The sequence below is a fragment of the Pseudonocardia sp. CA-107938 genome, from assembly GCF_050936315.1.
Classification (GTDB): Bacteria; Actinomycetota; Actinomycetes; order Mycobacteriales; family Pseudonocardiaceae; genus Pseudonocardia.
The window spans coordinates 891,113-915,606 of sequence record NZ_JBNJNA010000002.1 but is presented as its reverse complement, the minus strand read 5'-3'; the positions used below and the strand labels follow the sequence as shown (position 1 = coordinate 915,606).

Annotated in this window: 28 protein-coding genes and 2 pseudogenes; 21 read left to right on the top strand and 9 right to left on the bottom strand. The window is 70.7% G+C overall.

The features are described 5' to 3' along the window. Nucleotides 1-174 precede the first annotated feature (174 nt). From ACQEVB_RS37240 to solA, 4 genes are all read left to right on the top strand, one after another. Nucleotides 175-1,626 (top strand): APC family permease, encoded by a 1,452-nt coding sequence (locus ACQEVB_RS37240; RefSeq protein ID WP_432983346.1) that lies wholly within the window; start codon nt 175-177, stop codon nt 1,624-1,626. A 31-nt stretch (nt 1,627-1,657) separates the two neighbouring features. Then, nucleotides 1,658-2,596 (top strand): phosphotransferase, encoded by a 939-nt coding sequence (locus ACQEVB_RS37235; RefSeq protein WP_432983343.1) that lies wholly within the window; start codon nt 1,658-1,660, stop codon nt 2,594-2,596. Nucleotides 2,597-2,648: 52 nt separating this feature from the next. Further along, a complete protein-coding gene (locus tag ACQEVB_RS37230) occupies nt 2,649-3,989 on the top strand; it encodes an aspartate aminotransferase family protein (protein ID WP_432983340.1) in 1,341 nt (446 codons plus the stop codon). 61 nt (nt 3,990-4,050) lie between these two features. Continuing rightward, nucleotides 4,051-5,178, top strand: a complete 1,128-nt coding sequence (gene solA, locus ACQEVB_RS37225) for an N-methyl-L-tryptophan oxidase (RefSeq protein ID WP_432983337.1) — start codon at nt 4,051-4,053, stop codon at nt 5,176-5,178. A 409-nt stretch (nt 5,179-5,587) separates the two neighbouring features. On the opposite strand, the gene ACQEVB_RS37220 is transcribed toward solA, so the two are convergent. The 3 genes from ACQEVB_RS37220 to ACQEVB_RS37210 form a co-directional block, all read right to left on the bottom strand. Next, nucleotides 5,588-6,802, bottom strand: coding sequence for a recombinase family protein (locus ACQEVB_RS37220; protein WP_432983334.1), 1,215 nt, complete (start codon nt 6,800-6,802; stop codon nt 5,588-5,590). A gap of 712 nt (nt 6,803-7,514) precedes the next feature. Continuing rightward, on the bottom strand, nt 7,515-8,183 hold the full coding sequence (locus ACQEVB_RS37215; protein WP_432983331.1) for a permease prefix domain 1-containing protein: 669 nt from the start codon (nt 8,181-8,183) through the stop codon (nt 7,515-7,517). Then, complete coding sequence (locus tag ACQEVB_RS37210) at nt 8,165-8,503, bottom strand: PadR family transcriptional regulator (RefSeq protein ID WP_432983328.1); 339 nt, start codon at nt 8,501-8,503, stop codon at nt 8,165-8,167. Before ACQEVB_RS37210 ends, ACQEVB_RS37215 begins: the two co-directional genes overlap by 19 nt. A gap of 113 nt (nt 8,504-8,616) precedes the next feature. On the opposite strand from ACQEVB_RS37210, the gene ACQEVB_RS37205 reads away from it, so the two are divergent. Then, entirely contained in the window at nt 8,617-9,144 is a 528-nt protein-coding gene (locus ACQEVB_RS37205) for a hypothetical protein (RefSeq protein WP_432983325.1), read from the top strand. Here ACQEVB_RS37205 and ACQEVB_RS37200 read toward each other — a convergent pair. Beyond that, nucleotides 9,111-9,554, bottom strand: coding sequence for a low molecular weight phosphatase family protein (locus ACQEVB_RS37200; RefSeq protein WP_432983322.1), 444 nt, complete (start codon nt 9,552-9,554; stop codon nt 9,111-9,113). The two genes, ACQEVB_RS37205 and ACQEVB_RS37200, sit on opposite strands and share 34 nt — an antisense overlap. Then, a pseudogene (locus ACQEVB_RS37195) lies at nt 9,551-9,841 on the bottom strand (arsenate reductase ArsC); the annotation flags it as partial. The gene ACQEVB_RS37200 and the pseudogene ACQEVB_RS37195, both read right to left, overlap by 4 nt. A 303-nt stretch (nt 9,842-10,144) precedes the next feature. On the opposite strand from ACQEVB_RS37195, the gene ACQEVB_RS37190 reads away from it, so the two are divergent. From ACQEVB_RS37190 to ACQEVB_RS37145, 10 genes and pseudogenes are all read left to right on the top strand, one after another. After that, nucleotides 10,145-10,327 (top strand): MerR family transcriptional regulator, encoded by a 183-nt coding sequence (locus ACQEVB_RS37190; protein ID WP_432983319.1) that lies wholly within the window; start codon nt 10,145-10,147, stop codon nt 10,325-10,327. A 201-nt stretch (nt 10,328-10,528) separates the two neighbouring features. After that, nucleotides 10,529-12,262, top strand: a complete 1,734-nt coding sequence (gene istA / locus ACQEVB_RS37185; protein WP_432983316.1) for an IS21 family transposase — start codon at nt 10,529-10,531, stop codon at nt 12,260-12,262. After that, nucleotides 12,259-13,083 (top strand): IS21-like element helper ATPase IstB, encoded by an 825-nt coding sequence (istB, locus tag ACQEVB_RS37180; protein WP_432983313.1) that lies wholly within the window; start codon nt 12,259-12,261, stop codon nt 13,081-13,083. The genes istA and istB overlap by 4 nt, the downstream gene beginning before the upstream one ends. Then, nucleotides 13,080-13,565, top strand: coding sequence for a hypothetical protein (locus tag ACQEVB_RS37175; RefSeq protein WP_432983310.1), 486 nt, complete (start codon nt 13,080-13,082; stop codon nt 13,563-13,565). The genes istB and ACQEVB_RS37175 overlap by 4 nt, the downstream gene beginning before the upstream one ends. 21 nt (nt 13,566-13,586) lie before the next feature. Further along, nucleotides 13,587-13,829: pseudogene (locus tag ACQEVB_RS37170) on the top strand (MerR family DNA-binding protein); the annotation flags it as partial. Next, nucleotides 13,826-14,857, top strand: coding sequence for an alkylmercury lyase family protein (locus tag ACQEVB_RS37165; RefSeq protein ID WP_432983307.1), 1,032 nt, complete (start codon nt 13,826-13,828; stop codon nt 14,855-14,857). The pseudogene ACQEVB_RS37170 and the gene ACQEVB_RS37165, both read left to right, overlap by 4 nt. Before the next feature lie 144 nt (nt 14,858-15,001). After that, nucleotides 15,002-15,493, top strand: coding sequence for a YdeI/OmpD-associated family protein (locus ACQEVB_RS37160; RefSeq protein ID WP_432983304.1), 492 nt, complete (start codon nt 15,002-15,004; stop codon nt 15,491-15,493). Between the two features lie 153 nt (nt 15,494-15,646). Continuing rightward, entirely contained in the window at nt 15,647-15,958 is a 312-nt protein-coding gene (locus ACQEVB_RS37155) for an ArsR/SmtB family transcription factor (RefSeq protein ID WP_432983301.1), read from the top strand. A gap of 175 nt (nt 15,959-16,133) precedes the next feature. Then, nucleotides 16,134-16,469 (top strand): SRPBCC domain-containing protein, encoded by a 336-nt coding sequence (locus ACQEVB_RS37150; RefSeq protein ID WP_432983298.1) that lies wholly within the window; start codon nt 16,134-16,136, stop codon nt 16,467-16,469. A 5-nt stretch (nt 16,470-16,474) separates the two neighbouring features. Next, the gene (locus ACQEVB_RS37145; RefSeq protein ID WP_432983295.1) at nt 16,475-17,122 is read left to right on the top strand and encodes a maleylpyruvate isomerase family mycothiol-dependent enzyme; all 648 of its coding nucleotides are present in this window, start codon (nt 16,475-16,477) and stop codon (nt 17,120-17,122) included. A 40-nt stretch (nt 17,123-17,162) separates the two neighbouring features. Here the strand turns inward: ACQEVB_RS37145 and ACQEVB_RS37140 are convergent, their stop codons facing one another. Continuing rightward, on the bottom strand, nt 17,163-17,753 hold the full coding sequence (locus ACQEVB_RS37140) for a TetR/AcrR family transcriptional regulator (protein WP_432983292.1): 591 nt from the start codon (nt 17,751-17,753) through the stop codon (nt 17,163-17,165). 61 nt (nt 17,754-17,814) lie between these two features. On the opposite strand from ACQEVB_RS37140, the gene ACQEVB_RS37135 reads away from it, so the two are divergent. Further along, nucleotides 17,815-18,441 (top strand): class I SAM-dependent methyltransferase, encoded by a 627-nt coding sequence (locus tag ACQEVB_RS37135; RefSeq protein ID WP_432983289.1) that lies wholly within the window; start codon nt 17,815-17,817, stop codon nt 18,439-18,441. Further along, nucleotides 18,438-19,565, top strand: a complete 1,128-nt coding sequence (locus ACQEVB_RS37130) for a flavin-containing monooxygenase (RefSeq protein WP_432983286.1) — start codon at nt 18,438-18,440, stop codon at nt 19,563-19,565. Before ACQEVB_RS37135 ends, ACQEVB_RS37130 begins: the two co-directional genes overlap by 4 nt. A gap of 116 nt (nt 19,566-19,681) precedes the next feature. On the opposite strand, the gene ACQEVB_RS37125 is transcribed toward ACQEVB_RS37130, so the two are convergent. Beyond that, a complete protein-coding gene (locus ACQEVB_RS37125) occupies nt 19,682-20,323 on the bottom strand; it encodes a class I SAM-dependent methyltransferase (protein WP_432983283.1) in 642 nt (213 codons plus the stop codon). 29 nt (nt 20,324-20,352) lie between these two features. Between ACQEVB_RS37125 and ACQEVB_RS37120 the strand changes: the two genes are divergently transcribed. Both ACQEVB_RS37120 and ACQEVB_RS37115 read left to right on the top strand, forming a co-directional pair. Continuing rightward, nucleotides 20,353-21,054, top strand: coding sequence for an ArsR/SmtB family transcription factor (locus ACQEVB_RS37120; protein ID WP_432983280.1), 702 nt, complete (start codon nt 20,353-20,355; stop codon nt 21,052-21,054). Nucleotides 21,055-21,408: 354 nt separating this feature from the next. Continuing rightward, nucleotides 21,409-21,543 carry a hypothetical protein gene (locus ACQEVB_RS37115; protein ID WP_432983277.1) on the top strand — a complete coding sequence of 45 codons (135 nt, stop codon included), beginning with the start codon at nt 21,409-21,411 and terminating at the stop codon, nt 21,541-21,543. A 182-nt stretch (nt 21,544-21,725) separates the two neighbouring features. Here ACQEVB_RS37115 and ACQEVB_RS37110 read toward each other — a convergent pair whose 3' ends face one another. Beyond that, complete coding sequence (locus ACQEVB_RS37110) at nt 21,726-21,872, bottom strand: hypothetical protein (RefSeq protein WP_432983274.1); 147 nt, start codon at nt 21,870-21,872, stop codon at nt 21,726-21,728. A gap of 55 nt (nt 21,873-21,927) precedes the next feature. On the opposite strand from ACQEVB_RS37110, the gene ACQEVB_RS37105 reads away from it, so the two are divergent. Together ACQEVB_RS37105 and ACQEVB_RS37100 are read left to right on the top strand one after the other, a co-directional pair. After that, nucleotides 21,928-22,545 carry a TetR/AcrR family transcriptional regulator gene (locus ACQEVB_RS37105; protein WP_432983271.1) on the top strand — a complete coding sequence of 206 codons (618 nt, stop codon included), beginning with the start codon at nt 21,928-21,930 and terminating at the stop codon, nt 22,543-22,545. Beyond that, nucleotides 22,542-23,183 carry a 3,4-dihydroxy-2-butanone-4-phosphate synthase gene (locus ACQEVB_RS37100; protein WP_432983268.1) on the top strand — a complete coding sequence of 214 codons (642 nt, stop codon included), beginning with the start codon at nt 22,542-22,544 and terminating at the stop codon, nt 23,181-23,183. The genes ACQEVB_RS37105 and ACQEVB_RS37100 overlap by 4 nt, the downstream gene beginning before the upstream one ends. A 27-nt stretch (nt 23,184-23,210) precedes the next feature. On the opposite strand, the gene ACQEVB_RS37095 is transcribed toward ACQEVB_RS37100, so the two are convergent. Beyond that, on the bottom strand, nt 23,211-24,314 hold the full coding sequence (locus ACQEVB_RS37095) for a FadR/GntR family transcriptional regulator (RefSeq protein WP_432983265.1): 1,104 nt from the start codon (nt 24,312-24,314) through the stop codon (nt 23,211-23,213). Nucleotides 24,315-24,494: the final 180 nt, after the last annotated feature.

Below are 24,494 nucleotides of genomic sequence, written 5' to 3'. Positions count from 1 at the left end.
GGCACCTGTCGCCACCGACGCCCCCTCACCACCCGGACACGGACGCACGTTAACAAACGCGAAATCGTGAACGACTTGTTTGATCAGTGAACGGCATCGTACAGTCTTTTCGCTGAGGTACCGGGGACATCAGGCACTGCCGTCGGAGCACGACCACTCGCCTAGGGGTTGGACATGACCACAGGAAGCGCCAGCTCGAATCCAGTGACACCGGCGACGGCGCGGACGTCGCCGGAGCAGGCAACCGGCAGCCTGGCTCGCGACAAGCTGGGCGTCGTGGCCATCGCGTTCTTCGTCGTCGCGGCCGCTGCGCCGATGGCCGCGGTGGTCGGCGCGAGCGGGGTGCTGTTCTCCGCGGTCGGCCCGGCCACTCCGCTCGTCTACCTGCTGGCGGCACTGATGATCGCCCTGTTCGCGGTCGGCTACCTGCGGATGAGCCGCCACATCACCAATGCCGGGGGGTTCGTCGCCTACATCGCCAAAGGGCTGGGCAACCGCTGGGCGACCGGCGGAGCCGGGCTGGCGGTCCTCACCTACCTGACCCTGCAGGTCGGGCTCTGGTCGCAGTTCGGTGTCTTCACCCAGTCCCTGGTCGCGGACCTCACCGGCCTGTCCTTGCCTCCGCTGGTGTGGATCCTCGTGGTGCTGGCCCTGGTCACGCTGCTCACGATCCGCGGTGTCGACGCCAGTGTGCGGCTGCTCGGGCTGCTCATCGTCGGCGAGACCGCCGTCATCGCGGTGCTGGTGGTCGCACTCGTCACACAGCACGGGTGGAGCGTCTTCAGCATCAGGGGGTTCACCGCCGAGAACCTGTTCAGCCCTGGGCTCGGAGTGGCGCTGCTGTTCGCGTTCCTGTGCTTCACGGCGTTCGAGGCCACCGTCGTGTTCGCCGAGGAGGCCCGCGACCCACGCCGCACCATCCCGCGCGCCCTCTACCTGGTCATCGCCTTCGTCGGGGCGTTCTACAGCCTGTCGACCTGGGTCATCGGCGGCGCGATCGGGATCGACGAGGTGAGCGCTGCTGCCACCGCCGATCCCGCCGGTTTCATCTTCACCCTCGCGGAGGGAGCCGCAGGACGCGGACTCAGCCTCGCGATGCAGATCCTCGTCGTCACGAGCTTCGTCGCGATGCTGCTCGGGCTGTGCAACATGTTCTCCCGGTACCTCTTCGCGCTCGGTCGCGCGGGCGCACTCCCACGGCGGCTGTCCGTGGTCACGAGTGCAGGTAGCCCCCACGTGGCGGCGCTCGTCAGCAGCGGCGCGGTCGCCGTCGTGATCGCTGCGTTCCTGCTCGCCGGGGCCGACCCGATCGGGATCGTCTTCGCCTGGTTCACCGCGCTCGGGACCGCCGCGTTCATCTCCATCCTCGTCCTCACCTCGCTCGCGATCGTGGTCTTCTTCGGTCGGCGGTCCGCGGACAACGTCTGGAAGGAGATCGCTGCGCCGAGCCTGTCGATCCTGCTGCTCGCCTTCGTCGGATACCTGACGCTCAGCAACTACACGCTGCTCAGCGGGTCCGGCGGCGTCGCCGAATGGATGCTGCTCGCAGTCCCCGTGTTCCTCCTGGCGGGGGTGGTGCGCGGCGCCACCGCCCCGTCCATCGACTACGCCGCCGAGATCATCTGACCGGTAGCGGTCTTCCGACAGAAGGAACGAGATGAGCATCACCGCCGAGGAGGACGCAGCCGTCCGTCGCGTGTTCGAGCCGGGATCGGAGTGGAGCGGACCCGACGCCGTCGTCGAGGTCCTGTCCGGGGGCGCCGCGCACAAGAACTACCTCGTGCGCCTCGCCGGCCGGAAGCGGGTGGTGAAGATCTGGAACGGCTACTGGGAGGCGGTGAACGTCCTGCCGCCCGCCGACGTCATCTTGAGCAACACGCTGTGCGCGTCCCGGATCGGGGTCGGTGCGCCGGTGGCCGCTGTGTGCCGGGAGTCCTCCGGCATCGCGCTGGAGTTCCTCGAGGGCACCCAGCCATCCCTTGCCGGCGACGTCGACGCACTTGAGCACCTCGTGTCCGCCCTGCACGCGCTGCACGCCAGCGGCGAGCGGTTCGCGCGGGACCTGAACCCGTTCGTCCACGTACGGACCTTGCTGGCCACTGCGCGGCAGCGCGGTTACGTGATCCCGATCGGGTTGCCGGTCATCGAGGCACAACTCGAGGAGATCGAGGAGGTGCTCGATCTGCGGCCGGCCGAGTTCGTGCCCTGCCACAACGACCTCTGGGACGCGAACGTGATCGGCGACGGGGCCGGCTACCGGCTCATCGACTGGGATCTCGCCGCCAACACCGATCCGGCGTACGAGTTGGGATTCCTGGCCGCCTACAACGGCTTCGACCGGGCCCGGACCCGGCAGCTGGCCAGCCTCTACTACGGCGCGGACGATCCGCGTCACCTGGCGAGGATCCGGCTCTTCATGATCGTCGCGCACTGGTCGAACAGCGCGCTCTGGACGGTCGCGCAGGGCAACGCGCGCCCGAACGACGACTTCGACTACGCCGCCGAGCTGGTGCGGAGCTGGCACGGCCTGCTGGCCGAACTGCTGGCCCCGGACCATCGGGCGAACCTCGCACTCGCACGCAGGACGACCGCGTGAGCGCTGATACCGACCGGCGCCCCCTGAACCGACCCGACGGAGGCGACCCCGCATGACGCAGAGCTCAGTCGCTGCCGCGAACGACACCGGCTCGGCCGCCGCCGGCCCGACGGCTGGGACCGCGGACCTGCTCCGTCGCAGGTACGCCACCCTCGGCTCGCGGTCACCACTGTTCTACAGCACGCCCCTCGAGGTCGTTTCGGGATCGGGGGTGTGGCTGACCGACGCCGACGGAGAGGTCTACCTGGACGCGTACAACAACGTCCCGCACGTCGGCCATGCCAACCCGGTGGTCGCCGCCGCGGTGTCGGAGCAGATGGCCCGGCTCAACCTGCACACGCGCTACCTCAACGACCGCGTCGTGGACTACGCCGAAGCCCTGCTCGCGACTTTCGACGCGCCCCTGGACCGGGCCTTCCTCACCAACAGCGGCTCGGAGTCCAACGACCTGGCCCTGCGCATCGCCCGCCAGCACACCGGCAACACCGGTGTGCTGGTCTCGGACTGGAGCTACCACGGCAACACCGGCCGGCTCGCCGAGCTCACCACCGGTCTGGCCACGGGAGAGGGGCTCGCTCCCTACGTGCGGACCCTGCACATCCCCGACGCCGCCGGTGTCGGCGACGAGAGCGCCCTGCTCGCGGAGTCCCTTTCCGAGGTCGACACGGCCATCGCGTCCTTGGTGGAGGCGGGCCACGGCCTGGCCGCGGTGGTGTTCGACCCGCTGTTCTCCACCGAAGGCCTCGTCAGCCCACCGTCCGGGTACGTCGAAGGGCTCGCCGCGCGCGTCCATGCTGCCGGCGGCCTCGTCCTCTCCGACGAGGTGCAGTCCGGCTTCGGCAGGACCGGCGGGCGGATGTGGGGCTACCAGATGTTCGACATCGAGCCCGACCTGGTCGTCCTCGGCAAGCCGATGGGCAACGGACACCCGTTGTCCGCGCTGGTCACCACCGCTCGGTTGCAGGACGAGTTCGGCGCACGCAACGACTACTTCAACACGTTCGCCGGCAGCCCGGTCTCCGCCGCGGCCGGGATGGCCGTGCTCCAGGTCATGGCGGAGGAGAACCTGCTCGAGCGCTCTGCTCAGCTGGGCCACTACGTCTCCGAGCGACTGCACGAGATCGTGGCGGGCAACCCGCGCGTGGCCGCCGTGCGGGGACGAGGGCTCTACTTCGGGCTCGAGTTCGTCGACCCTGCCGACCCGACGGTTCCCGACGCAGCCGCCACGCGGTGGGTCGTGGAGGACATGCGTTGCCGCAAGGTCCTGATCAGCAGGATCGGACCCGCCGGCAACGTGCTCAAGATGCGGCCACCGCTCGTCGTCACGCGCAGTGAGATCGACATCCTGCTCGGCCGGCTTGCCAGCTCGCTGGAAGCGCTCCCCGCAGGCTGACGCCGCCCGTCCGACCCACTGCACCCAGCCTCCTCCCAGCCTTGTCGAAAGGACCAGAACGATGAAGACCTACGACGTCATCGTCGTCGGCGCGGGAACGTGGGGTTCCGCGGCGACATGGCACCTCGCCCGACGAGGTGTGCGCGTGCTCGCGATCGACGCCCACACTCCGCCGCACGAGCACGGTTCGCACGGCGGACTCACCCGCCTGGCACGACAGTCCAACAGCACCGGCCCGCAGTACGTCCAGCTCACCGTGCGTGCGTTCGAGCTGTGGGACGACCTCGCGGCACGCACCGGGACCGAGCTGATGACGGTCACCGGCAACGTCATGATCGGCGAGCCGGGGTCCCCGTGGTTCGACGCCACGGTGGCGAGCCTGGAGTCGTCGCCGTTCGAGCACCGAGTCCTGGCCGGCGAGCAGGCACGGTCGGCGTTTCCGCGCCTGCGGATCGCCGATCACGAGCTGGCTGTCTTCGAGCCCGCAGCCCGCATCGCCCACGTCCCGGCCGCCCTGCGGGCGATGCAACGGGTGGCGCGGGAGGCGGGCGCGGAGTTCCGCTTCGACGAGCCCGTCCTCGACTGGTCGTCCGACCCGTCGACAGTGCGGGTTCGCACTGCACGGGGCGAGTACGTCGCGGACCGCCTCGTCATCACCACGGGCGCGTTCTCCGCCCGGGTACTGCACCTCGACCTGCCCGCTCGGGTCGACCGCCAGGTACTGGTCAACTTCGCGATGCCGCCCGGCTCCGCGCCGCTGCCTTCGATCTACGTGGCCGGACCGGCCGGATCCGCCGCGGCGCCCGACTACGGGTGCATCGAGCCGGACGGCACCTGGAAGTTCAGCGTCGCGAGCAACAGCCACGAGATCGACCCCTCCACGTTGAGCCAGGACGTGACACCGGACGACATCGCGAAGGTCACCGCGGTCGTGCGCGACCGGATCCCCGAGATCACCGACCCGCCGGTGCGCTCCACCGTCTGCATGTGGACCGAGGCCGTCGACGGGCACTGGATCCTCGGCCCGCACCCCGACACCCCCCGCGTGGTCGTCGGCGCCGCCTGCAACGGTCGCGGGTTCCGCTACGCGCCCGCGATCGGGGAGATCCTCGCCGATCTGACCGAGGGCACCGCGCGCCCGGACATCGACGCATTCACGCCGGCACGGTTCAGCCTCACCCCGTCCTGAGGTCCCCGACGACAGAGGTTCCCCTGGACGTCGACCGCCCGCACGCACCGGCGCCCGATCACTTCGAGGTAAGCCCACCCCGTGCCACAACCCGGAGGCGAGGCCCGCGCCCGACGGCGGCGAGCTGGCGGAATCCGTCACACGCGAAGGGCGACGCGTCGTGGACCTCGGCGAACATCAGGAAGGACGCGGTGGCGTTCGTGCAGATCACCCACCGTCTTGGGCAGGCGGCGGGTGATCGCGGCCGAGGCGGTGGCGACGACATAGGCACAACGGTGCCGATCTCGCCAGCCCGCCACCGACGAACCGGTAGCCACTGCCGAGCTGACGACGGCATGACCTGAACCGCAGAGCCTCCGGCGAAGGCGTTCATGGAAGCTGCAGGTCAGCGGCGTGCCGCACGGTGGGGTTATGGTTCGACCCGCCCCTCGGACACATCCATTAAGTCCACGGGTAGCCGTGGCGTTGCCTCCACCAGCACGATCCGTTCCGGGTGCTGGTAGGTCATCGACACCCCCAGCTCGCGGTACAGCTCGCACTTGCGGTCGGCATCCGCGGAGACGAGCAGGCCGATCAACCCGCCCAGCGAGCTCACCACGGTCGAGATCTGCTGCTCGCTCATCCGACGCTGCAGGGCGGCGGGCTTCGCCTGCAGAGCAGCTTCCGCCGAGTCCCGACGACGGCGGACGTCCCGGGTCCACTCCGCCACCAGCGCCGGGTCCGCACCCGCCTCCAGGGCTGCCCGATGTCGGGCAAGCAGCCGGTCGCACTCAGCCAGCTCACGCTCTGCCGCCTCGGCACCCGCGTCGAGCACTGGCTCGTCCTGGACCCGCGAGAGCCGCTTGACGACGAGGTCGGGATGGAACGCCGCCGCCAACCAGGCATCCAGTGGACCAACTACGACGTCCTCTCGCACGTACACCGCGGCGGGATGCTCGATCCGGTTCGCCAGCGCGTACTCGGCCGGGAACCGGCACCGGTAGTGCGCCCTCCCGTGGTTCCACGTGCCCTGCATCTTCCGCCCGCACACCGAACACCGCACCAGCCCCCGCAACGCGTACCCATGACGCGCCCGCGCCCCGGTCTCGCGCACCGAACGGACACCACGAGAGGCCAGCCGACGCTGCACCTGCTCGAACACGTCGTCGTCGATCAGCGCCGGATGCGCAACATCGTCCGACACCACCCACACGTCCGACGCGTTCCACGCCAGCCGGGTCGTGTGCCCGAGCGCGACATCCTCGACGTCGATCAACGACTCCTGCTTGCGCTGACGGTTCCACACCTGCCGACCCGTGTACCGCCGATTCATCAGGATCGTCCGCAACGCACCCTTCGACCACGCCACCCCGCACCGATGCCGATCCCGCCCCGGATCGGCCGCGGACGGCGACGGCACCCCGTCCGCCGTGAGCCGCTGCGCGATCGCGAAGATCCCGTACCCGGCCAGGTACTCCGCGAAGATCCGCTGCACCACCGGCGTCGCCGAGTCCAGCTCGCAGGCATGCCCGAACCAGGTCCGTGTCCATGAGGTCCGGCCCGTCACGCAACTTCGCTGCAAGCCGTTCGCGGTCGACGCCGTGGTCGGACCACAGCGCCCGACGGTCCTGCGCACCGACACCATCCAGGAAAGCGTCGACCCGGCCCGGCCACCACGGCGTTCCCCACCATCGACGAGCCCGCCACCCAGCGGTGCAGGCCAGCACACCCACCGCTGCATCCGGGCCGATCTCGACGGCCAGGGCGGTCCAACGCCGGACAGGGGCGGAAACATGATCGACGTGCCGACGGGCCTCGATAGGTGACGGCGCGATCTCCGCCATGGTCCGTCCGCCAGGCAGGCGACGGGCCAGTTCACCCAGCACGTCCTTCAGGCCCTCGAACATCACCTCGGTCAGCCGCATCGTCATTTCACGTCGCACGAGCCGGGTCGTCGCCACACCGGCCCGCATAAGATCGGCATCGCCGATTCGGGAGTCCGGGTTCGCGTGCCAATCCTCGAGCGGCCCGTCCCGCCAACCGACGAGCGTGGCACCGATCGAGGCAAGATCAACAATCGCGCCGCGGTCCTGCGCATCCACTCCCAGCTCTGCCAGGCCGGCGCGAATCGGCCTGGCCCTCAACAGCGGCGCGGAGGACGAGATCGGCAGGTAGCCCGACGCCGTCGCAGGTTCGACTCCTGCCGGGGGCGCGAGCAGCGCATTTCGCCGACCAGCGAACCTGCGCTGCGCATTTGCCCTGGATATGGGCTCAGTTACTTTCGCATCCGACGTGAAGAACATGCCCGTCCCGTCCGGTCGGCACTAAGCCTCGGCGATCCGGCGTAGGTGCTGCGACTAGGCGATCACTGTGTGCCGGACCCTCCGGCAGTGGGCGATGACGGCGACGCCGCAGGTGGTGCGGGCGATGCTGGACGTGGCGGCGACCGCGGCGATTGCGCCTGCAGCCGGGTGCGTGGGATCGGTGCCGAGCAGTGTGAGCACGACGGCGTCACCTGCGATGCAGGTGAGGGCGAGCAGCGCCGTCGCGTCGAGCAGGTGCCGGGGCGTGAGACGGATCCAGCGGCCGAGCCGGCCGGTCGCGGCGAGCACGGTCAGGCCGGCGAGGCAGCCGACGGCGACGAGCGGGATGGCGGGGAGCGAGGTCAAGAGGGGTCGCGGGCCCTCTCGCCACCAACCCGGTGGCGCCAGCACGAGTAGCCAGCTGACGCCCACGAGGGGACCGGTCAGCAGGTAGGACAGGCTGATCTGGCGCGCCCGGGCGGTGACGAGCTCGCCGGTGAAGGCGACGGCGACCTCCGGCGCGCTGCCGAACTCCGCCAGGGCTTCGCGGACCGCTGCGTCCGGGGTCAGTCCGCGGGTGCGGCGCGTTGCGGCAGCGGTCTGCAGGCCGTCGCGCAGCTCGTCCAGGATGGCTGCGCGGGTGCCGCGGGGGCCGATCAGTCGTGCGGCGACCGCGGCGAGGTAGGCCTCGATCGCCGGGTCGGCTATGGCGCGGGGGCGCATGGTCGCCCTGTCAGGAGCGCGGTGACCGCGGCGGAGAACTCCTGCCAGCCGGCGCGGGTGTCGTCCAGCGCCTTCGTCCCGCGCGGAGTCAGCTGGTAGGTCCGGCGCTTGCGCCCGTCCCCGGTGGACCACTGGCTGCTGATCAGCCCGGCACGTTCGAGCCGGTGCAGGGCGGGATAGATGGTGCCGGTCGGCAGGTCGATCCGGCCGCCGCTGCCCGCCCGCACGGCTTCGATCACCGCGTAGCCATGGAGCGGGCCAGGTTCGAGCACGGCCAGCAGCAACCCGTCGAGGTGCCCCTTGAGCGACTCCGCCCGCATACGTAGCAACGCTACTCCTTCGAGGTGAGACCGGCACGAGCACGATGAGCCGCCGAGCCTCTATGAGTAGAGTAGCTATGCATAGCGTTCCTACTTATACCGGGAGGCGCGACGTGATCACCGTTGTCGTGGGCATCCACGTGATCAGCGGGCTGACGGCCGTCGTCGCCGGGGTCACCGCGATGCTGACCAGGAAGGGAACCCGGCGACACCGCCGCGCCGGCCGCGTGTGGTTGGTCGCGTTGGGCGGGGTGTGCGTCACCGCGCCGATCCTGGCGAGCATCGACTGGGCCCACCGGTGGCACCTGGTGGTGCTGGGGACGGCGGCGGCGACCCTGGCGGCGGTGGGGTTCCTCGGCGCTCGCCGCCGATGGCCGGGCTGGCGGGCGACGCACATCGCGGGGATGAGCTGCGCGTTCATCACGGCGCTCACCGCGTTCTACGTCGACAACGGGCCGCGACTGCCGGTGTGGAACCTGCTTCCCCCGATCGCGTTCTGGTTCCTCCCGGCCGCGGTCGGGCTGCCGTTGCTGCTGCGGGCACTGCATCGACACACCGGCCCGCGTCGGCGACTCGGACCGGGTGCGAGGCCCGGCCGTCACCGATGTCATCGTGGCCGAATGGCCGCGGATTCCTCGTGAGCGGTGATCTCGCGATGCAGGTGGTCCACGTGAGCGGCGATGTCGTCGCGGATGAGGCGCATGCGTTCGATGCCGTCGATGCCGCGCTCGGACGGCTCGTCGGTGTCCCAGTTGCGCAGCTCGGCCCCGGACGGAACGTCGAGCTGGGCTTCGCGGCCGAGCGTGACGACCAGATCGACCCGGCCGAGCAGGTCCGGGTCGATCGCCTTCGGGAGCTCGCCGGACATGTCCGCGCCGACCTCGGCGAGCGACTCGGCCGAGAGGGCGTTGATCGAGCGGCCCGGATGGGTCCCGGCGGAGCTGATCTCGACCCGGTCGCCGGCGATGTGTCGCATCAGTGCTGCCGCCATCTGGGACCTGCCGCCATTGCGGACGCAGACGAACAGCACCGACGGCTTCGAGATGGTCATCGTGCGGCGGGCTGGCTGGTGAGCTCGGCGACGAGGGCCCGGACGCGGGCGTCGATGTCGTCGCGGATTGCGCGAATCTGCTCCGCGGCTTTACCGGCGGGATCGGCGAGTTCCCAGTCGAGATAGCGCTTGCCGGGGGTAGACGGGGCAGGCGTCGCCGCAGCCCATGCTGATGACGACGCCGGCGGCCCGACGACGTCGTCGGTGAGCGGCTTGGGGAACTCCCTGGACAGGTCCAGGCCCAGCTCGGCCATGACCTCGCAGGCAGCCGACGCGATCGTGCTCGCCACCGGCTACCGCCCAACCCGCCCTACCTCACTGGCCTCCCTCCGCCACCCTGCGCGAGGTCTGCCGCGACGCGGCCTCTCGTCGGCCGGATCGTCGGCGCGCCCCAGGCCGTCCCGACAGCCCATGCTGCGAGATCACTGAGACGTAGCCGATCAAGGCGGCGGTGGGGTTCTGGACACCTGACAGGAACCATCGTCAGAGATGCTGACGTTGGGTCGGAGGGTGCACATCGCACGGACTCATCGGGCTCGTTCAGAGTCGCACTTGACTCCGTACTTCGGTACAGGGTTGAGGATGTGGTCGTGCGCACGGGTGAGCTGGCCGGTCAGGCCGGGGTGAACGCGGAGACGCTGCGCTACTACGAGCGGCGCGGTCTGCTGGCCGAGCCGCCGCGCAACCGGGCCGGCTACCGGGACTACCCGGCTGCAGCGGTGGAGCTGCTGCGGTTCATCAAGCGTGCTCAACAGCTCGGGTTCTGGCTGTAGCACTCTGATCTGGCCCCACTGTTCTTCTCTGATCTGGCCCCACCCGGGGCGTGTTCCGGTGCGGGCGTAGCACTGGGAGTTGGCCCCACCCGCGGGATGTTGCTGGTCGACACGCCGCTGGGGTGCTTCGTGGATCGCGGGTTCGGGCGGATCGTCGTTGTCGTCCGTTGCTCGTCCGTCCGCTCGCGCATAGGGGCCGGGATGGGGTCGAGGGTGGAGCTTTACGCGGCGATCCGGTTCGACCGGCAGCGTCATCAGATGTCGATCCGGGCGTTGGCGGAGAAGTACTCGGTGCATCGGCGCACGGTGCGTGAGGCGATCGATTCGCCGATCCCGCCGCCGCGGCGGCCGGCGGTGCGCTCGACGGTGGTGCTCGACGGGGTCCGCGGGTTGATCGATGCCATGCTGGTCGCGGATCTGGACGCGCCGCGCAAGCAGCGCCACACCGCCAAGCGGATCCACGAGCGGCTGCGCGGCGAGCATGACGCCGCGGTGTCCTACTCCTACGTGGCGAAGTACGTGCATCACCGCCGCCGGGAGATCGCCGCGGCGGCGGCCGCGCGCGAGGTCGCGCGGGCGGGGGTGGTGGCCGGGTTCGTGCCGCAGTATCACCGGCCCGGCGCCGAGGCCGAGGTCGACTTCGCTGATCTGTGGGTGCGCCTGGCCGGGGTGATGACCAAGTGTTTCCTGTGCACGCTGCGGCTGTCGCACTCGGGCAAGGCGGTGCACCGGGTGTTCGCCTCCCAGGGGCAGGAGGCGTTCCTGGAAGGACATGTGGCCGCGTTCGAGGTCCTGGGCGGTATCCCGTTCGACAAGATCCGCTATGACAATTTGCGGTCGGCGGTGCACCGGGTGCTGTTCGGGCGCAACCGCGCCGAGTCCGGGCGGTGGCTGGCGTTTCGCGCGTTCTACGGGTTCGAGGCGTTCTACTGCCAGCCCGGGGTCGAGGGCGCGCACGAAAAGGGCGGGGTCGAAGGCGACGGCGGCCGGTTCCGCCGCACCCACCTGGTCCCGGTCCCCGAGGTCGCCGACCTGGCCGAGCTCAACGCGCGGCTGATCGCCGCCGACGCCGCGGAGGACCAACGCCGCATCGACGGGCGGAGGTTGTCGGTCGGGGCGGCGTTCGCCGCCGAGGCGCCGCTGCTGTTGGCGCTGCCCGGCGAGCGGTTCGACACCGCGCTGTCGTTGACCGCGCGGGTGGATCGCTACGCCCAGATCATGGTCCGTCAGGTCCGCTACTCGGTGCCCGCCCGGCTGATCGGGACGCGGGTGCGGGTTGCGCTGTCGGCGTCACAGCTGCAGGTCTTCGACGGTTCGGCGCGGGTCGCGACCCACCCACGGGTGCTCTCCCGCGGCGAGGCGGTGCTCGAGCTGGACCACTACCTGGAGATCTTGCTGGGCAAACCGGGTGCGTTGCCGGGGTCGACCGCGCTGGCGCAGGCCCGCGCAGCCGGGAAGTTCACCGCGACGCATGAGGCGTTCTGGGCCGCTGCCCGGGCCCGGCACGGGGACGGCGCCGGCACCCGGGCGTTGATCGAGGTGTTGCTGCTGCACCGCCGCCTCGATGCCGCGGCGGTGCTGGCCGGGATCCGCGCTGCGCTGGCCGCGGGCAGCGTCGCCCCCGACGTGGTCGCCATCGAAGCCCGCCGCCACCAGGCATCCGACCGCCACTGCGCACCCGCGGGTGCCCAGCCTGCACCTATCGGCGACCCGGCCCTCGAGCCCGACGTGCTTGCCGGGCCGCAGCGTTCCCGCGCGGCGGTGGTGACCCTCGGCGCCCGTCGTGAGCAGCGCCAGGCCGCGGTGCTGGCCGAGCTACCTACCGATGCGCGTCCGGCGCCGTCGGTGCGCGACTACGACCAGCTGTTGGCCCACCGCCGTCCACCACACCGCCGGGCCAGCACCGATCAGAGCGGTCAGGAGCGCAGCTCATGAGCAGACCCGCCTCCACTCGCGACGAGTTGACCGACGCCGCCGCCGACGCCGCGATCGAGCAGGCCTGCCGGATCCTGCGGTTGCCCACCATCCGTGAACACCACGGCCGGGTCGCCGAGGCCGCGGCCCGGCAGAAGGCCGGCTACAAGGGGTTCCTGGTCGAGCTGCTCGCCATCGAGTGCGACGAACGGGAGGACCGCCGCAAGTCCCGGCTGGTCCGCGAGGCCGGGTTCCCCCGCCCGAAACGGCTCGACGACTTCGACTTCACCGCCAACCCGCTGATCGACCCCGGGCTGATCCACACCCTGGCCAAGGGCGCCTGGATCCGCGCCGGGCAACCGCTGTGCTTGATCGGCGATTCGGGCACCGGGAAGTCGCACCTGCTGATCGGGCTCGGGATCGCCGCCGCCGAAGCCGGCTACCGGGTCCGCTACGTCACCGCCGCCGCCCTGGTCAACGAACTCGTCGAGGCCGCCGACGACAAACACCTCTCCCGCACCATCGCCCGCTACGGCCGGGTCGACCTGCTCTGCCTCGACGAACTCGGCTATTTGGAACTCGACCGCCGCGGCGCCGAGCTGCTGTTCCAGGTGTTCACCGAACGCGAGGAACGCGCCTCGGTCGCGGTCGCGTCGAACTCCGCGTTCTCCGAGTGGGCCCGCACCTTCACCGACCCCCGCCTCTGCGCCGCGATCGTGGACCGGATCACCTTCGAAGCCCACATCGTCGAGACCGGCACCCAGTCCTACCGGCTGCGCTCCAGCCAGCGCAAACACACCAAGAACACCACCACACGCGACCGGGAAAGGAGCAGCACGTGAACCGCGACCTCGACACCGACCGCGACGACACCGACCGCGACGACACCGACCGCGACGACCTCAACCGCGAGAACTTCGGCTACGACCCTGGCTACCCGCAGACCTACGAACGCGACTTCGACAACGCCTATACCCGGGTCACCGCCCGCGACATCGCCGACCTGCTGCACCACGCCGCCCAGATGCGCTGCAACCCCCGCGACGGCATCACCACCACCATCGATCCCGCCGAGCGGGCAGCGTTCCTGTCCCGCAAGGCCGACCTGTTCACCCGGATCGCCCAGGACGCCGAGCGGACCCGCGTCGACGACTACAGCCGCCAAGTCCGGCAGATGGCCGCCGACGCCCGCGCCGCCGCCGAGCAAGCCCAGCTACAGATCCCGCAACAGCGGGTGGGGCCAGATCAGAGAAGAACACCCGACCCGTCGCGCACCACCGGTGGGGCCAGATCAGAGAAGAACTCCGGGGCCACTTCTGGTTGACACAGCCACGGGTTCACCCTCGACGAGGTCGAGGAGCTGCTGCAACTCAACTACGGCGGCCCGGACGGCTGCGACGCCGCGCGTGCCCTCGCTAAGGCCCGCCAGGCCGATCTGGAGGCCCGGATCGCGGACCTGCAGCGAATGCGCGACTCGTTGGCCGACCTGGTCGCCACCTGCGATCTCCCGCGCGCGGACCGCCGCTGCCCGCTGCTCGACGTGATCGACAACCCGCCCACCCCGCGTCCGACCGGGAGCCGGCGATGACACTCACCCTGGAAATCCTGCACGTGGCCGGCTGCCCGAACCTGGCTCCGTTGCTGCAGCGGCTGCGACAGGTCACCGATGTTCCGGTGACCACCCGGGAGATCCACACGACCGCCGAAGCGATCACGGCGGGGATGGCCGGATCACCGACGCTGCTGGTCAACGACCGCGACCCGTTCAAGGCGGGCGAGGGCCGCGAGGACGAGTGCGGGCTGTCGTGCCGGATCTACCGCGACGAGCAGGGCCACACCGTCCCAGTACCGTCGACCGCTCAACTGCGCGCGGCGCTTGCCGCCGCCACTCCGGTCTCAACCCCTACCGCGAGCACAGACCCGGCCGCGTCGACGGCCGGACCAGTCGCGGCGGTGGCGGACTGCGGGTCGTGCGAGCCGGGGCGACCGGGCAGGGTGCTGAGCGCGTGGCGGACCCGGGCGTTGCCCCTGGACCCGGTCGAGAAGGGTGTGCACCAGACGATCCTGCGTGCCTTCGCCGCCACCGGGCGCGCGCCCACCTCATCGGAGCTCGCCTGGGTGGTCGAGGGTTCCGGGCGGGCGGTGGTTGAGGTGCTGGGCGCGTTGCACGAGCTGGACGCGGTCCGTCTCGGCGGCGACGGGCAGATCGCCGTGGCCTATCCCTTCTCCGCGCGGCCCACCCGGCACCGGGTGCGGATCGATGATCGTGTGGACGCGTACGCGATGTGCGCGATCGACGCGCTGGGTATCGTGCCGATGCTCGGCGCCGACACCCGGATCGACTCGATCGACATCACCAGCGATCTGCCCGTGACCGTCACCATGATCGCCGGTCACACCACCTGGACTCCTGCCGGCGCCGTGGTGTTCATCGGCGCCGAACCCGGCGGCGGGCCTTCGGCGGACTGCTGCTGCGACTACCTCAACTTCTTCACCGACCACGCGGCGGCCACCGCCTGGACTACGGCACACCCGCACCTGCCAGGTGCAATCCTCGATCGGGTCGAGGCACAGCAACTCGGAGCCCACCTGTTCGGCACCCTCCTGACGACCTGATCACGGTGTCGCAACTGTTGTCCGTGTCGACCGCTGGAGGGGCTCAGGTGGGCGGCCGGGTCGGTCGCGCCACGACGGCCGGAGCGGGATCCTGGTGCCGAGACAGACTCGGTCAACCGGGATGGTTCACGGGAGGGGACCGCCGTGGAGCGTGATCAGCCAGGCCCGGTCTCGGGTCGGGAGCAGAGGTTCGCCTCGACCGTGGCTGTCGATCGGCAGGGCCGCACGCGGGTGCCGGTCCCGTTCGACCCGGACGCGGTGTGGAGTCCGAAGCCGCGCCATCACGTGACCGGCACGATCGCCGGCGTCGGGGTACGCGGCGTGCTCGAACCCTACGGCGGCGGCGTGGCCCTGGTTCTCGGACCAGCCTGGGGTCGCGGGTGCGGGCCAGCCGACGGCACCACAGTCGAGGTCGTGCTCACCCCGGAGGGGCCGCAGCGCACCGATCTGGCACCGGACGTGGCGGCCGCGTTGGACGCGTCACCGGCCGCGGGAACGATGTTCGACTCGCTCGCCCAGTTCTACCGCAACGGATTCCTACGTTGGATCGACGCCACCAAGCGACGCCCCGATCAGCGCCCGGTCCGTATCGCCGAGATGATCCATCTCCTTGAGCAGGGCAAGAAGGAACGCTGACCCCCGCCTGACCCGGCGGTGTCCAGTGCCAGAAAAGTCGGCCGATCACCCATCCTGCCTGGTCGCGGCTCGGCCGCGTAGATCCTGACGCACTCCCCGGGGGCCTGCCCACCCTTGACACCAACTATCTCCGTGCGTCTAGCCTTACCGTTCGTGGAGACTTACGGAGATGGTGGGTTGGGGTTGCTCGGTGACCCCAGCCGGCGCGCCATCTTCGAGTTGCTCGCCCGCCGCCCGTGCTCGGTGCAGGAGCTCGCCGACGAGCTGCCGATCAGCCGCCCCGCCGTGTCGCAGCACCTGAAGGTGCTGCGCGAGGGCGGACTGGTCGTCAGCCGGGCCGAGGGCACGCGGCGGATCTACCACCTGAACCCCGAGGGCGTCACCGCGCTGCGGGCGTGGCTGGACGGTGTGTGGAGCGACGCCTTGACCACCTTTCACAAGATCGCCGAGGATCCACGACCCTGAACTGCGACGACCATCGCGAGGAGTTTCAATGACCAGCACGGCCCCGATCCCACCCATCACCGGCAGCGTGACCCTGGCGGTTCCGGTGGAGCGCGCGTTCGAGGTGTTCACCGGATCGGTCAACTCCTAGTGGCCGCATCAGTACCACATCGGGGCGGCCGAGGTCGCCGAGATCGTGCTCGAACCGCAGGTCGGGGGCCGCTGGTACGAGCGCGGCGTCGACGGCAGCGAGTGCGACTGGGGACGGGTGCTGCTGTGGGAACCGCCGTCGCGGCTGGTGTTCACCTGGCAGATCAACGGCTCGTGGCAGTTCGATCCCGACCCCGAGCACGCCAGCGAGATCGAGGCCCGCTTCACCGCCAGCGGTCCGCAGGAGAGCGTGGTCGAGGTCGAGCACCGCCACTTCGGCCGATTGGTGGGCGGTCAGGGCATCCACGGCGCCATCACCAGTGGTGGTGGCTGGGCGCAGCTGCTGGACGGGTTCGCCAAGACCGTCGCCGAGCAGGGCTGACCATCGTGGCCGCACCCGGAAACGCCGAGGTCGATGCGATGGCGATGGCCCACGCCGAGCGCACCTCGCTGGTCGAACTGCTGGAGTCGCTGACCGCCGAGCAATGGGAGGCGCCCACCCTGTGTGAGCGGTGGCGAGTGCGCGAGGTCGTCGCGCACATGTTCAGCTACGACGAGCTGTCCACCCTGGGCGCGGTCGGTCGGCTGCTGTGCAACGGGATGTCGCTGGATCGCGCCAACGCCGCCGGGCTGGCCCGCTACGCCGATCACAGCCGCGAGCAACTGCTCGCGCTGGCGCAGAAGCATCTGCGACCGAGCGGGCTGACCGCGAAGTTCGGGGGCCGGATCGCGCTGGCCGACGCGATGATCCACCAGCAGGACATCCGCCGGTCCCTGGGCTTGCCTCGCCAGATCCCGGCCGATCGGATCGCCACCGTGCTGGAGTTCGCCACGACCGCGCGTCCGCTGCGCGCCGCGCCGCGCATCACCGGGCTGGAACTGACCGCGACCGACGTCGACTGGAGCTGCGGTGACGGCCCGCAGGTGCGCGGGCCGGCCGAGCCGCTGCTCATGGCGATGGTCGGCCGGCGCGGCATCACCCCGGAGCTGAGCGGGCCGGGCGTGCCCATCCTGGACGCACGGATCACCGGATAGGTTCACAGCGAGCACTGCGCGCAAGCCGCTGTGGGGTGCGTCAGCAGGTCGAGGTGGCGCGACCCGCCGTTGGGGCTGCGGCGGCTGCCACGATGCCGGAGATGGCGTCGCGGATGCGGTCCGCCGCGGTGTCGGGGTCGGGCTGGCCGGCGTCGAGCCACGCGGTGACCGCGGCGATCGTCGCGGTCGGAGTGAGGTACGCGGCCCACTCCCGCCACCCAGGGTCATCGATGTGGGCGGCGAGTTGCTGCCCGGCGGTGGCGGTCATCTCGGCTGCGAACACATCGGTCTCGGCGCGGAACTGCGGCTCGCGCGCGGCGTGGGTGAACAACAGCCGAAACCCTGCCGGGTCGCGGGCCGCGCCGGCCACCAGCGCGTCGATGATCGTCGCGTCGTAGTCGGGTGCCCCGACGGCTGCTTCGAGGTTGGCCCGAGCCCGAGCGAGCACCGCGCGGTAGAGGTCGGCCTTGGAGTCGAAGTGCCGGTAGAGGATGACCCGCGTGACGCCGGCTTCGGCGGCGATGTCGTCGAGCCCGGTCCCGGCGAAGCCGCTGCGGGCGAACGCTTCGGTGGCCGCGGCCAGGATCTGCTCGCGCCGTTGTGCGCGCGGCATCCGCTGCGTCTCGCTCACGCGACCACTGTAGCCTCACGCGTGTATATGATGAAGTAAACATAGGTGGGGGTGGGTGGACATGGCAAACGACGAGCAGCGGGCACGGTGGGCGCGGTACTGGGACCGGTCCGCACCCCGCACCGACGCGGCGATGCAGTTCATGGACCGGGTCCTGTTTCGCGACAGCCGAGCCTGGGTGTGTAGCCGCGCGGTCGGTGAGGTGTTCGAGATCGCGATCGGCACCGGGCTCAACCTGCCGCACTACCCGCCGGGGACACCGGTTCGCGGTATCGATCTGAGCCCGGCGATGGTCGAGCTCGCCCGAGCCCGGGCGAGCGAGCTCGGGCGGGAGGTCGATGTTCGGGTCGGTGATGCCGAGCACCTGGACCTGCCCGACGGTTCGGTCGATTCGGTGGTGTGCACGTTCTCGCTGTGCGGGATCCCCGATCACCACCGCGCCCTCGCGGAGATGGCGCGGGTGCTGCGCCCGGGTGGGATGCTGCTGCTGGCCGATCACGTCGCCTCCACCGTCGCGCCGGTGCGTGCGGTGCAATGGCTGACCGAGCTGGCATCGGTGCGGTTCATGGGCGAGCACTTCCGCCGCCGACCCGCCGACCTGGTGCCCGGGCTCGGGCTCGACATCGTCGAGATCGAGCGCTTCGCCGGCGGCATCGTGGAACGGCTCGCCGCCCGCAAGCCGGCGTGACCAGCGAGAGCGTCGAGACCGGGCCGACGCCGGCCGATGTCGACGTCGTCGATGTCGTCGTCGTGGGCGCCGGTCAGGCCGGTCTGGCGGTCGGCTACTGGCTGCAGCGCCGCCATCGATCCTTCGTCGTGCTGGACCGGGAGTCCGAGCTCGGTTCGACGTGGCGTCACCGCTGGGACTCGCTGCGGCTGTTCACCCCGGCCGGGTTCAGCCACCTGCCGGGCCTACCCTTCCCCGGCCCGGCGGCCGCTGCGCCCACCAAGGACGAGATGGCCGACTACCTCACCGCCTACACCCAACACTTCGCACTGCCCGTGGAGCTGGCCACAACCGTGGCGTCCGTCGACCAGGACGGCGATCACCTCCTGGTCACCGCCACCAACGGCCGAGCATGGCGTGCCCGCGACGTCGTGCTGGCCAGCGGCGCGCACAGCCGGCCACGGATCCCTGGGTTCGCCGCTGAACTCGATCCCGCGATCCTGCAGCTGCACTCGCGCGACTACCGGCAACCCGCCCAGGTTCCCGCCGGTGCGGTGCTGGTCGTCGGCGCGGGCAACTCCGGCGCCGAAATCGCCACCGAACTCGCCGCCGGGCACGCGGTACAGCTGTCCGGGCGCGACGTCGGGCACATTCCCCAGCTCGGGCCCTGGACCTACCCGCTCATGCGGCTACTCGGCCGCCCCGGCGCGTCCTTGGCCCGCCGAGCCCTGCGCGGCGGAGCCGAACCGCTCGGGCGCATTCGCGCCGGAGAACTCGAGGCAGCAGGAATCCGTCGAGTGCCCCGAATGGTCGGCGTCCGCGACGGGTGCCCGTTGTTCGCCGACGGCACAACAGCCCCGGTCGCGGCCGTCGTGTGGTGCACAGGCCTGAGCCCTGACTACCGCTACGTTCGCGTGCCGGTCCTCGACGATGCCGGCCAGCTGATCCACCGTCGCGGCGTCACCAACTGGCCCGGCCTCTACGCCGTCGGTCTGCCCCACCAGTCCTCGATCACCTCACACCTGGTCGGCGGCGTCGGTACCGACGCCCGCCACATCGTGCAGCACCCGACCCGGCGACAGACACCCCGACAGACACCCCAACGGCCCCGTCGGCTGTCCCGGTCCGAGACTGGTCGAGGCTGACCTGGTTGCCGGGCGCAGAGCCGATGACCGCCCAACACCTGTGCCGCGACCAGCACGACCGCGAGGGGCGCTGGGCCGCGGATGGCCAGTCCGCGCCACGGCCACCTCTCGTCGGGTCATTGCCGCGGAACTCCGACATGACGCGCTCCGACATAGAGAAACGGCTGCACCACTCCTGCGGGTGTGTGGTGCTCGACGCGTCGGCTGACCCGCACATCCCAGCCCGGACCCAACTCCGCGGCCAGCGCAGTGGCGTCCCAGCGCTGCACCGGCAGACCGGAACACTGCACCGGCCCGTCCGCGGCGAACGTGGCCATCACCAGCGCAGCACCCGGCGCGACCGCGTCGGCCAGCAGCGTCCGGTAGCGATGGCGCTGCCGCTGCTCGGTCAGGAAATGGAACACCGCCCGGTCATGCCAGACCTGGAACTGCCGCGGCGGCGTCCACGCGAGCAGGTCCGCCTCGATCCAGCGCACCTGCTCGGCGCGCGCACCGAGTTGCCCGCGCGCGGCCTGCAGCGCGGCCGCGGAGATGTCCAACGCCGTGACATCGCAAAACCCGCGATCGAGCAACGCTGCCGCGATCCCCGACGCCCCAGCACCCACGTCGATCACGGCCTCGCCGGGGTCGACGCCGAGTTCGCCCAGCACCTGCAACGACGAGGCTGGGTCCGGTTCGTACCAGCTCGTTTCGGTCGGGTCGCGCCGGCGATGCACCCGATCCCAGTGCGCCGCGCCCCCGGCAACCACCTCCGCCACAACCCCGTTCTACACTATTCCATAGAACATTGGAGGAATCGGTGAGAAGTCCGGCCAAGACGGAACTGTTCGAACGGGTCGCCCGAGTGGGCAAGGCCATGGGACACCCCGCACGGCTGGAGCTGCTCGACCTGCTCGGCCAAGGCGAATGCCCGGTCGAGCCCCTCGCTGCCGCCGCCGGGCTGCGCCTGTCGACCGCATCAGCGCACCTGCAGGTCCTGCGCCGGGCCGGGCTGGTCACGACCCGCCGCGTCGGCACCAGCATCCGGTACTCCCTCGCCGGCGACGACGTCGCGACGCTCTACGCGACCCAACGAGCAGTCGCAGCCGCCCACCTCGACGATCTGGAACCCGCACGCCGGGCCTTCCTCGGCCTCACCACGAACGACCCGAACATCGATCCCGCCGTCCGGGAGATCAGCCGCGAGGAACTCCTGCGCCGCGTACGCGACGGCAACGCCACCGTGCTCGACGTACGACCGACACGCGAATACGCCGCCGGCCACATCCCCGGCGCCATCTCCATCCCCGCCGACGAACTCGCCGACCGTCTCGCCGAGCTCCCCGCATCAACGACCGTCGTTGCCTACTGCCGCGGACCTCACTGCGTCCTGTCCTACGACGCCGTCCGCCTGCTCACCCGACACGGACGAGACGCCATCCGCCTCGTCGACGGAATGCTCGAATGGCGCCTGGCCGGACACCTCGTTGCCCGCGACGACGCCGCCTGATCCCACCCCGGGCCCGCATCACGCCCGTAGACCGCGCAGAAGCCGGACAGGATTCGTATCGAGCCCACCAGGTCGGAGCCAACAACCTGCCAACCATCGCGATCCCGACACCCAGAGTGCCCGCCAGAGCGAAGGCCCCGAGCCGTCCGACGGTGCGAACCTACGACGTGGCGGCCGGCCGGGTCGCCTTCCTGCAGCCACCACGGCGCTGCTTGCTGTGAGCCGAGTCGACGGCGAACGACACGCCCTCCACCTGCAGATTCGGGTTCGTACAATGCCAAGCTGGGTGCACATGGGTTCGAACCTCACCAGGGATTCGAACCTGCCATCAGACATGCTGCCGGCAACTTTCACGTGCACGTCGGAACGCCGGAGCAGGTCACGGCGGCACTGGCCGCCGACGGGGTGGTGGCGCAGGCGAGCGACCTGATTGTCCACTTGCGCTCGACCGAACCCGGCCAGGACGCCACCATGGAAGCGTTGGAGTAGGTCGCGCGTGAACTGGCGCCGGCGGTGGGCTGGGAAGCGGGGCGCGGTCAGACGATCACCCGGTTCTCGGACCGGTCGATCCGCCGCTCGGGCCACCGGGATCGTGCCGGCGCCCGGCGGCGCTGCTGCGGATCGCGGACGCAGCGCTTCGCGCTCTGACCAGCACCCGCGTGGCCCGCAGTTCAGCTCTGCCCGGCGTTGAACAGGCCTGCGTCGGCGATCCCGGCTGCAGTGGGCTCGACGTCGACGTCGTCGACCACCTGCGGGTGCTTGGACCGGTTCGACGACCGCGGGGTCGAACCCACTTCGAAGAAACGGTTGCGTCTCACCCAACGCTCGACCATCATGTCGGGTGGAACGGTTCCGTTCTTCCGGGAGGCAGGCATGGTCAGCGCAACGAGCTCGACCGCGGGTCGGGTGATCCGCCGGCCGCGCATGACACCAGGCCGGCAGGCGGAACTGCTGCACGCGGCTCTCGATGCCCTCCGGGAGGTCGGCTACGGCGGATTGTCGATGGAGCTGGTCGCGTCCCGGGCGGGCTGCAGCAAGGCCACCCTCTACCGGCAGTGGCAGACCAAGGCGCGGATGGTCGCAGCCGCGGTCCGAGCCTCTCGGCCGTCGAACACCCACGAGATCGACACCGGTTCCCTGCGTGGGGACCTGCTGGCGATGGTCACCCACCTGCAGGCCGACGGCGAGCACGACGCCACCCTCCTGGCTGCAGTGCACCACGCCGTCCTGACCGACGAGACCCTCGCTCTCGCCATGCGCACGACGGTGCTCGAGCCAGTCGCGGCCCAGCTGCAGCGCTTCGTCGGCCGCGCCACCGACCGCGGTGAGCTGACCGGACGACCCACAGCCGCCGAATTCCTGCATCAGCTCGTCTTCAGCCTGCTCATGGTCGAGCCCATCGAAGGCGCCTCGGTCGACGACGCGTTCCTCACACGCTTCGTCGACAGCGTGCTGCTCCCCGCACTGCACCACGGCGGACGAGCCCGATGAGCAGCGCCACGCAGTCGAGGCACGTCGACGGCGAGCTGGCCCGGGTCGAGCGGGCGGTCGCCGCGATCGCGGCGGGTCGGCCGGTTGTGGTGCGCGACGACGCAGACGGGACAGGCACCGTGGTGTTCGCCGCGGCGAGCGCCACGGGCCGGCAGCTCGCGTTCACGGTGCGCCACACGTCCGGCCTGGTGTGCGTCGCGCTCACACCCGAGGTGTGCGACCGGCTCCGGCTTCCGCCGATCCACTACGCCAACCCCTCGCAGCGGGTCACGGTGGACCTCGCCCACGGCATCAGCACCGGCATCTCGGCGCACGACCGCGCCAGAACGATCGCGGCACTCGGCGATCAGCGGACCGTCGCGACCGACTTCACCCGGCCGGGACATGTGATGCCGGTGCAGACCGACCCGGACGGCCTCCTCGCCTTTCCGGGGCCGGCGGAGGCTGCCGTTGAGCTCACCCTGCTCGCGGGGCTGGGTCCGGCCGCCGCCTTTGGCGCAGTCATCAGCCTCGACCTCCCGGCGGAGATGGCGCACGGACCGGAACTCCACCGGTTCGCCACCCGGCACGACCTCGAGCTCGTGTCGGTCGCCGACCTCGTGGCCCATCGGCGACTCGCCGGGCCACCCCCGCTCTGATCAGGGCAGACGGCGCTCGTGTCGTCGCTACGGCGCGGCCCGCTCCTCCCCGACGCTCCACGCCAGGTGCGCCTCGACCCCGTCCGCGAACAGCTGCAGCAACGCGTTGTGCGCCGAGCGGGTCCGGGCGAGCTCGGCGATCTCGATCAGCAGTTCGCGGACGACGACACTGGCCTCGTCACCCGGCGCGCCCTTCGCGGCGAGGTGCACGCACAGCTGCCGGCTCAGCGGTGCCGAACTCGGCCGCCTGGTCGTCAACCCGCGACCACGGCCGGGCCGCATGACAGCCGTCTCTGCATCCTCCATGATGCGGATCCCCTGGCGGATGACGCTGCGATCCGCGCTGTACCGCTCGGCCAGCTCGTACTCGTTGCCCAGCAGGCGACCCTGCACCCACTCGTCGGGCTCGATCTCCGACATCAGCCGTCGGACGATCCCGAACGCGGGGATCCGGATCCGGTCGCCCAGCCCTGGTAGCGCCGGCCGCGAACGGGCAGGGGCAACGACGGCGCCGAAGAGCGCGCGGGTACGCCGCACGGCGTCCTCGGTGCGCCCCTGCCCGAGGTCATCGAGGATCTGTCGCCACGCCTCGTCCACCGACGCCGCCGAGAGGGTGACGTCGAGTGACGGGAGCACCGGCTCCATCACCTCGCTGAGGTACGTGAGCAGGCCGCCGCTCCGCTCGAGCAGGCCCGCGCCGAACCGCCGCAGCAGCGCCGCGGCGTCCGACGTGCCCATGCCGTCGGACCGACCCGTTCCTGACCCGCGACACCCGATGACGCGGACCGCCGTGACGTGCAAGGTGCCCCACGCCTCCACGATCTCCGCCGGGCCGAGGCCGGTCAGGTGGGCGTAACCACCGAGCATCAGCTGCAGATGCGCGCCGTCCGGTTCGGCGACGACGACCCCACCCCGCGGCCCGCGCCGAACCTGGATCTCGTCGCGCGCCTCGAGGATGCGGAGAGCCTCCCGCATCACGTCCCGACCAGCACCGTAGTGCGCCGCGAGCTCGGCCTCGCCACCGTAGTTCCTGCCGATCGGCCATCCGTCACGCAGGAAGCGCTCCTCCAGGTCCCGCGCGACGATCAAGGGCAGCTTCATGATCTCGACGGTCGGCCTGGTCGTGGCCACAGCCGATCCTCCGATCGCGGTGGAGTGTCACGGCCCCGGTCCACCGGCGAACGAGTCTACCGGCGCGGGCGGCACCTCCGACAGATTCGCCGGACGCGGCCGCTGCGGTAATTCCGCCGTCTGGTTTGAGCGAACGGGGTCTCCTAGCGTCGTTGAGAGCTGCGAGACCCCGCGGCGCAG

Excerpts from the sequence above, each read along its gene's own strand:
- ACQEVB_RS37165 (WP_432983307.1), top strand. The coding sequence starts at position 13,826 with ATGACACTCACCCTGGAAATCCTGCACGTGGCCGGCTGCCCGAACCTG.
- ACQEVB_RS37215 (WP_432983331.1), bottom strand. The coding sequence starts at position 8,183 with ATGCGCCCCCGCGCCATAGCCGACCCGGCGATCGAGGCCTACCTCGCC.
- ACQEVB_RS37200 (WP_432983322.1), bottom strand. The coding sequence starts at position 9,554 with ATGACCATCTCGAAGCCGTCGGTGCTGTTCGTCTGCGTCCGCAATGGC.
- ACQEVB_RS37240 (WP_432983346.1), top strand. The coding sequence starts at position 175 with ATGACCACAGGAAGCGCCAGCTCGAATCCAGTGACACCGGCGACGGCG.
- istB (WP_432983313.1), top strand. The coding sequence starts at position 12,259 with ATGAGCAGACCCGCCTCCACTCGCGACGAGTTGACCGACGCCGCCGCC.
- istA (WP_432983316.1), top strand. The coding sequence starts at position 10,529 with ATGGGGTCGAGGGTGGAGCTTTACGCGGCGATCCGGTTCGACCGGCAG.
- ACQEVB_RS37210 (WP_432983328.1), bottom strand. The coding sequence starts at position 8,503 with ATGCGGGCGGAGTCGCTCAAGGGGCACCTCGACGGGTTGCTGCTGGCC.
- ACQEVB_RS37230 (WP_432983340.1), top strand. The coding sequence starts at position 2,649 with ATGACGCAGAGCTCAGTCGCTGCCGCGAACGACACCGGCTCGGCCGCC.
- ACQEVB_RS37220 (WP_432983334.1), bottom strand. The coding sequence starts at position 6,802 with ATGGTGTCGGTGCGCAGGACCGTCGGGCGCTGTGGTCCGACCACGGCG.
- ACQEVB_RS37105 (WP_432983271.1), top strand. The coding sequence starts at position 21,928 with ATGGTCAGCGCAACGAGCTCGACCGCGGGTCGGGTGATCCGCCGGCCG.
- ACQEVB_RS37235 (WP_432983343.1), top strand. The coding sequence starts at position 1,658 with ATGAGCATCACCGCCGAGGAGGACGCAGCCGTCCGTCGCGTGTTCGAG.
- solA (WP_432983337.1), top strand. The coding sequence starts at position 4,051 with ATGAAGACCTACGACGTCATCGTCGTCGGCGCGGGAACGTGGGGTTCC.
- ACQEVB_RS37100 (WP_432983268.1), top strand. The coding sequence starts at position 22,542 with ATGAGCAGCGCCACGCAGTCGAGGCACGTCGACGGCGAGCTGGCCCGG.
- ACQEVB_RS37135 (WP_432983289.1), top strand. The coding sequence starts at position 17,815 with ATGGCAAACGACGAGCAGCGGGCACGGTGGGCGCGGTACTGGGACCGG.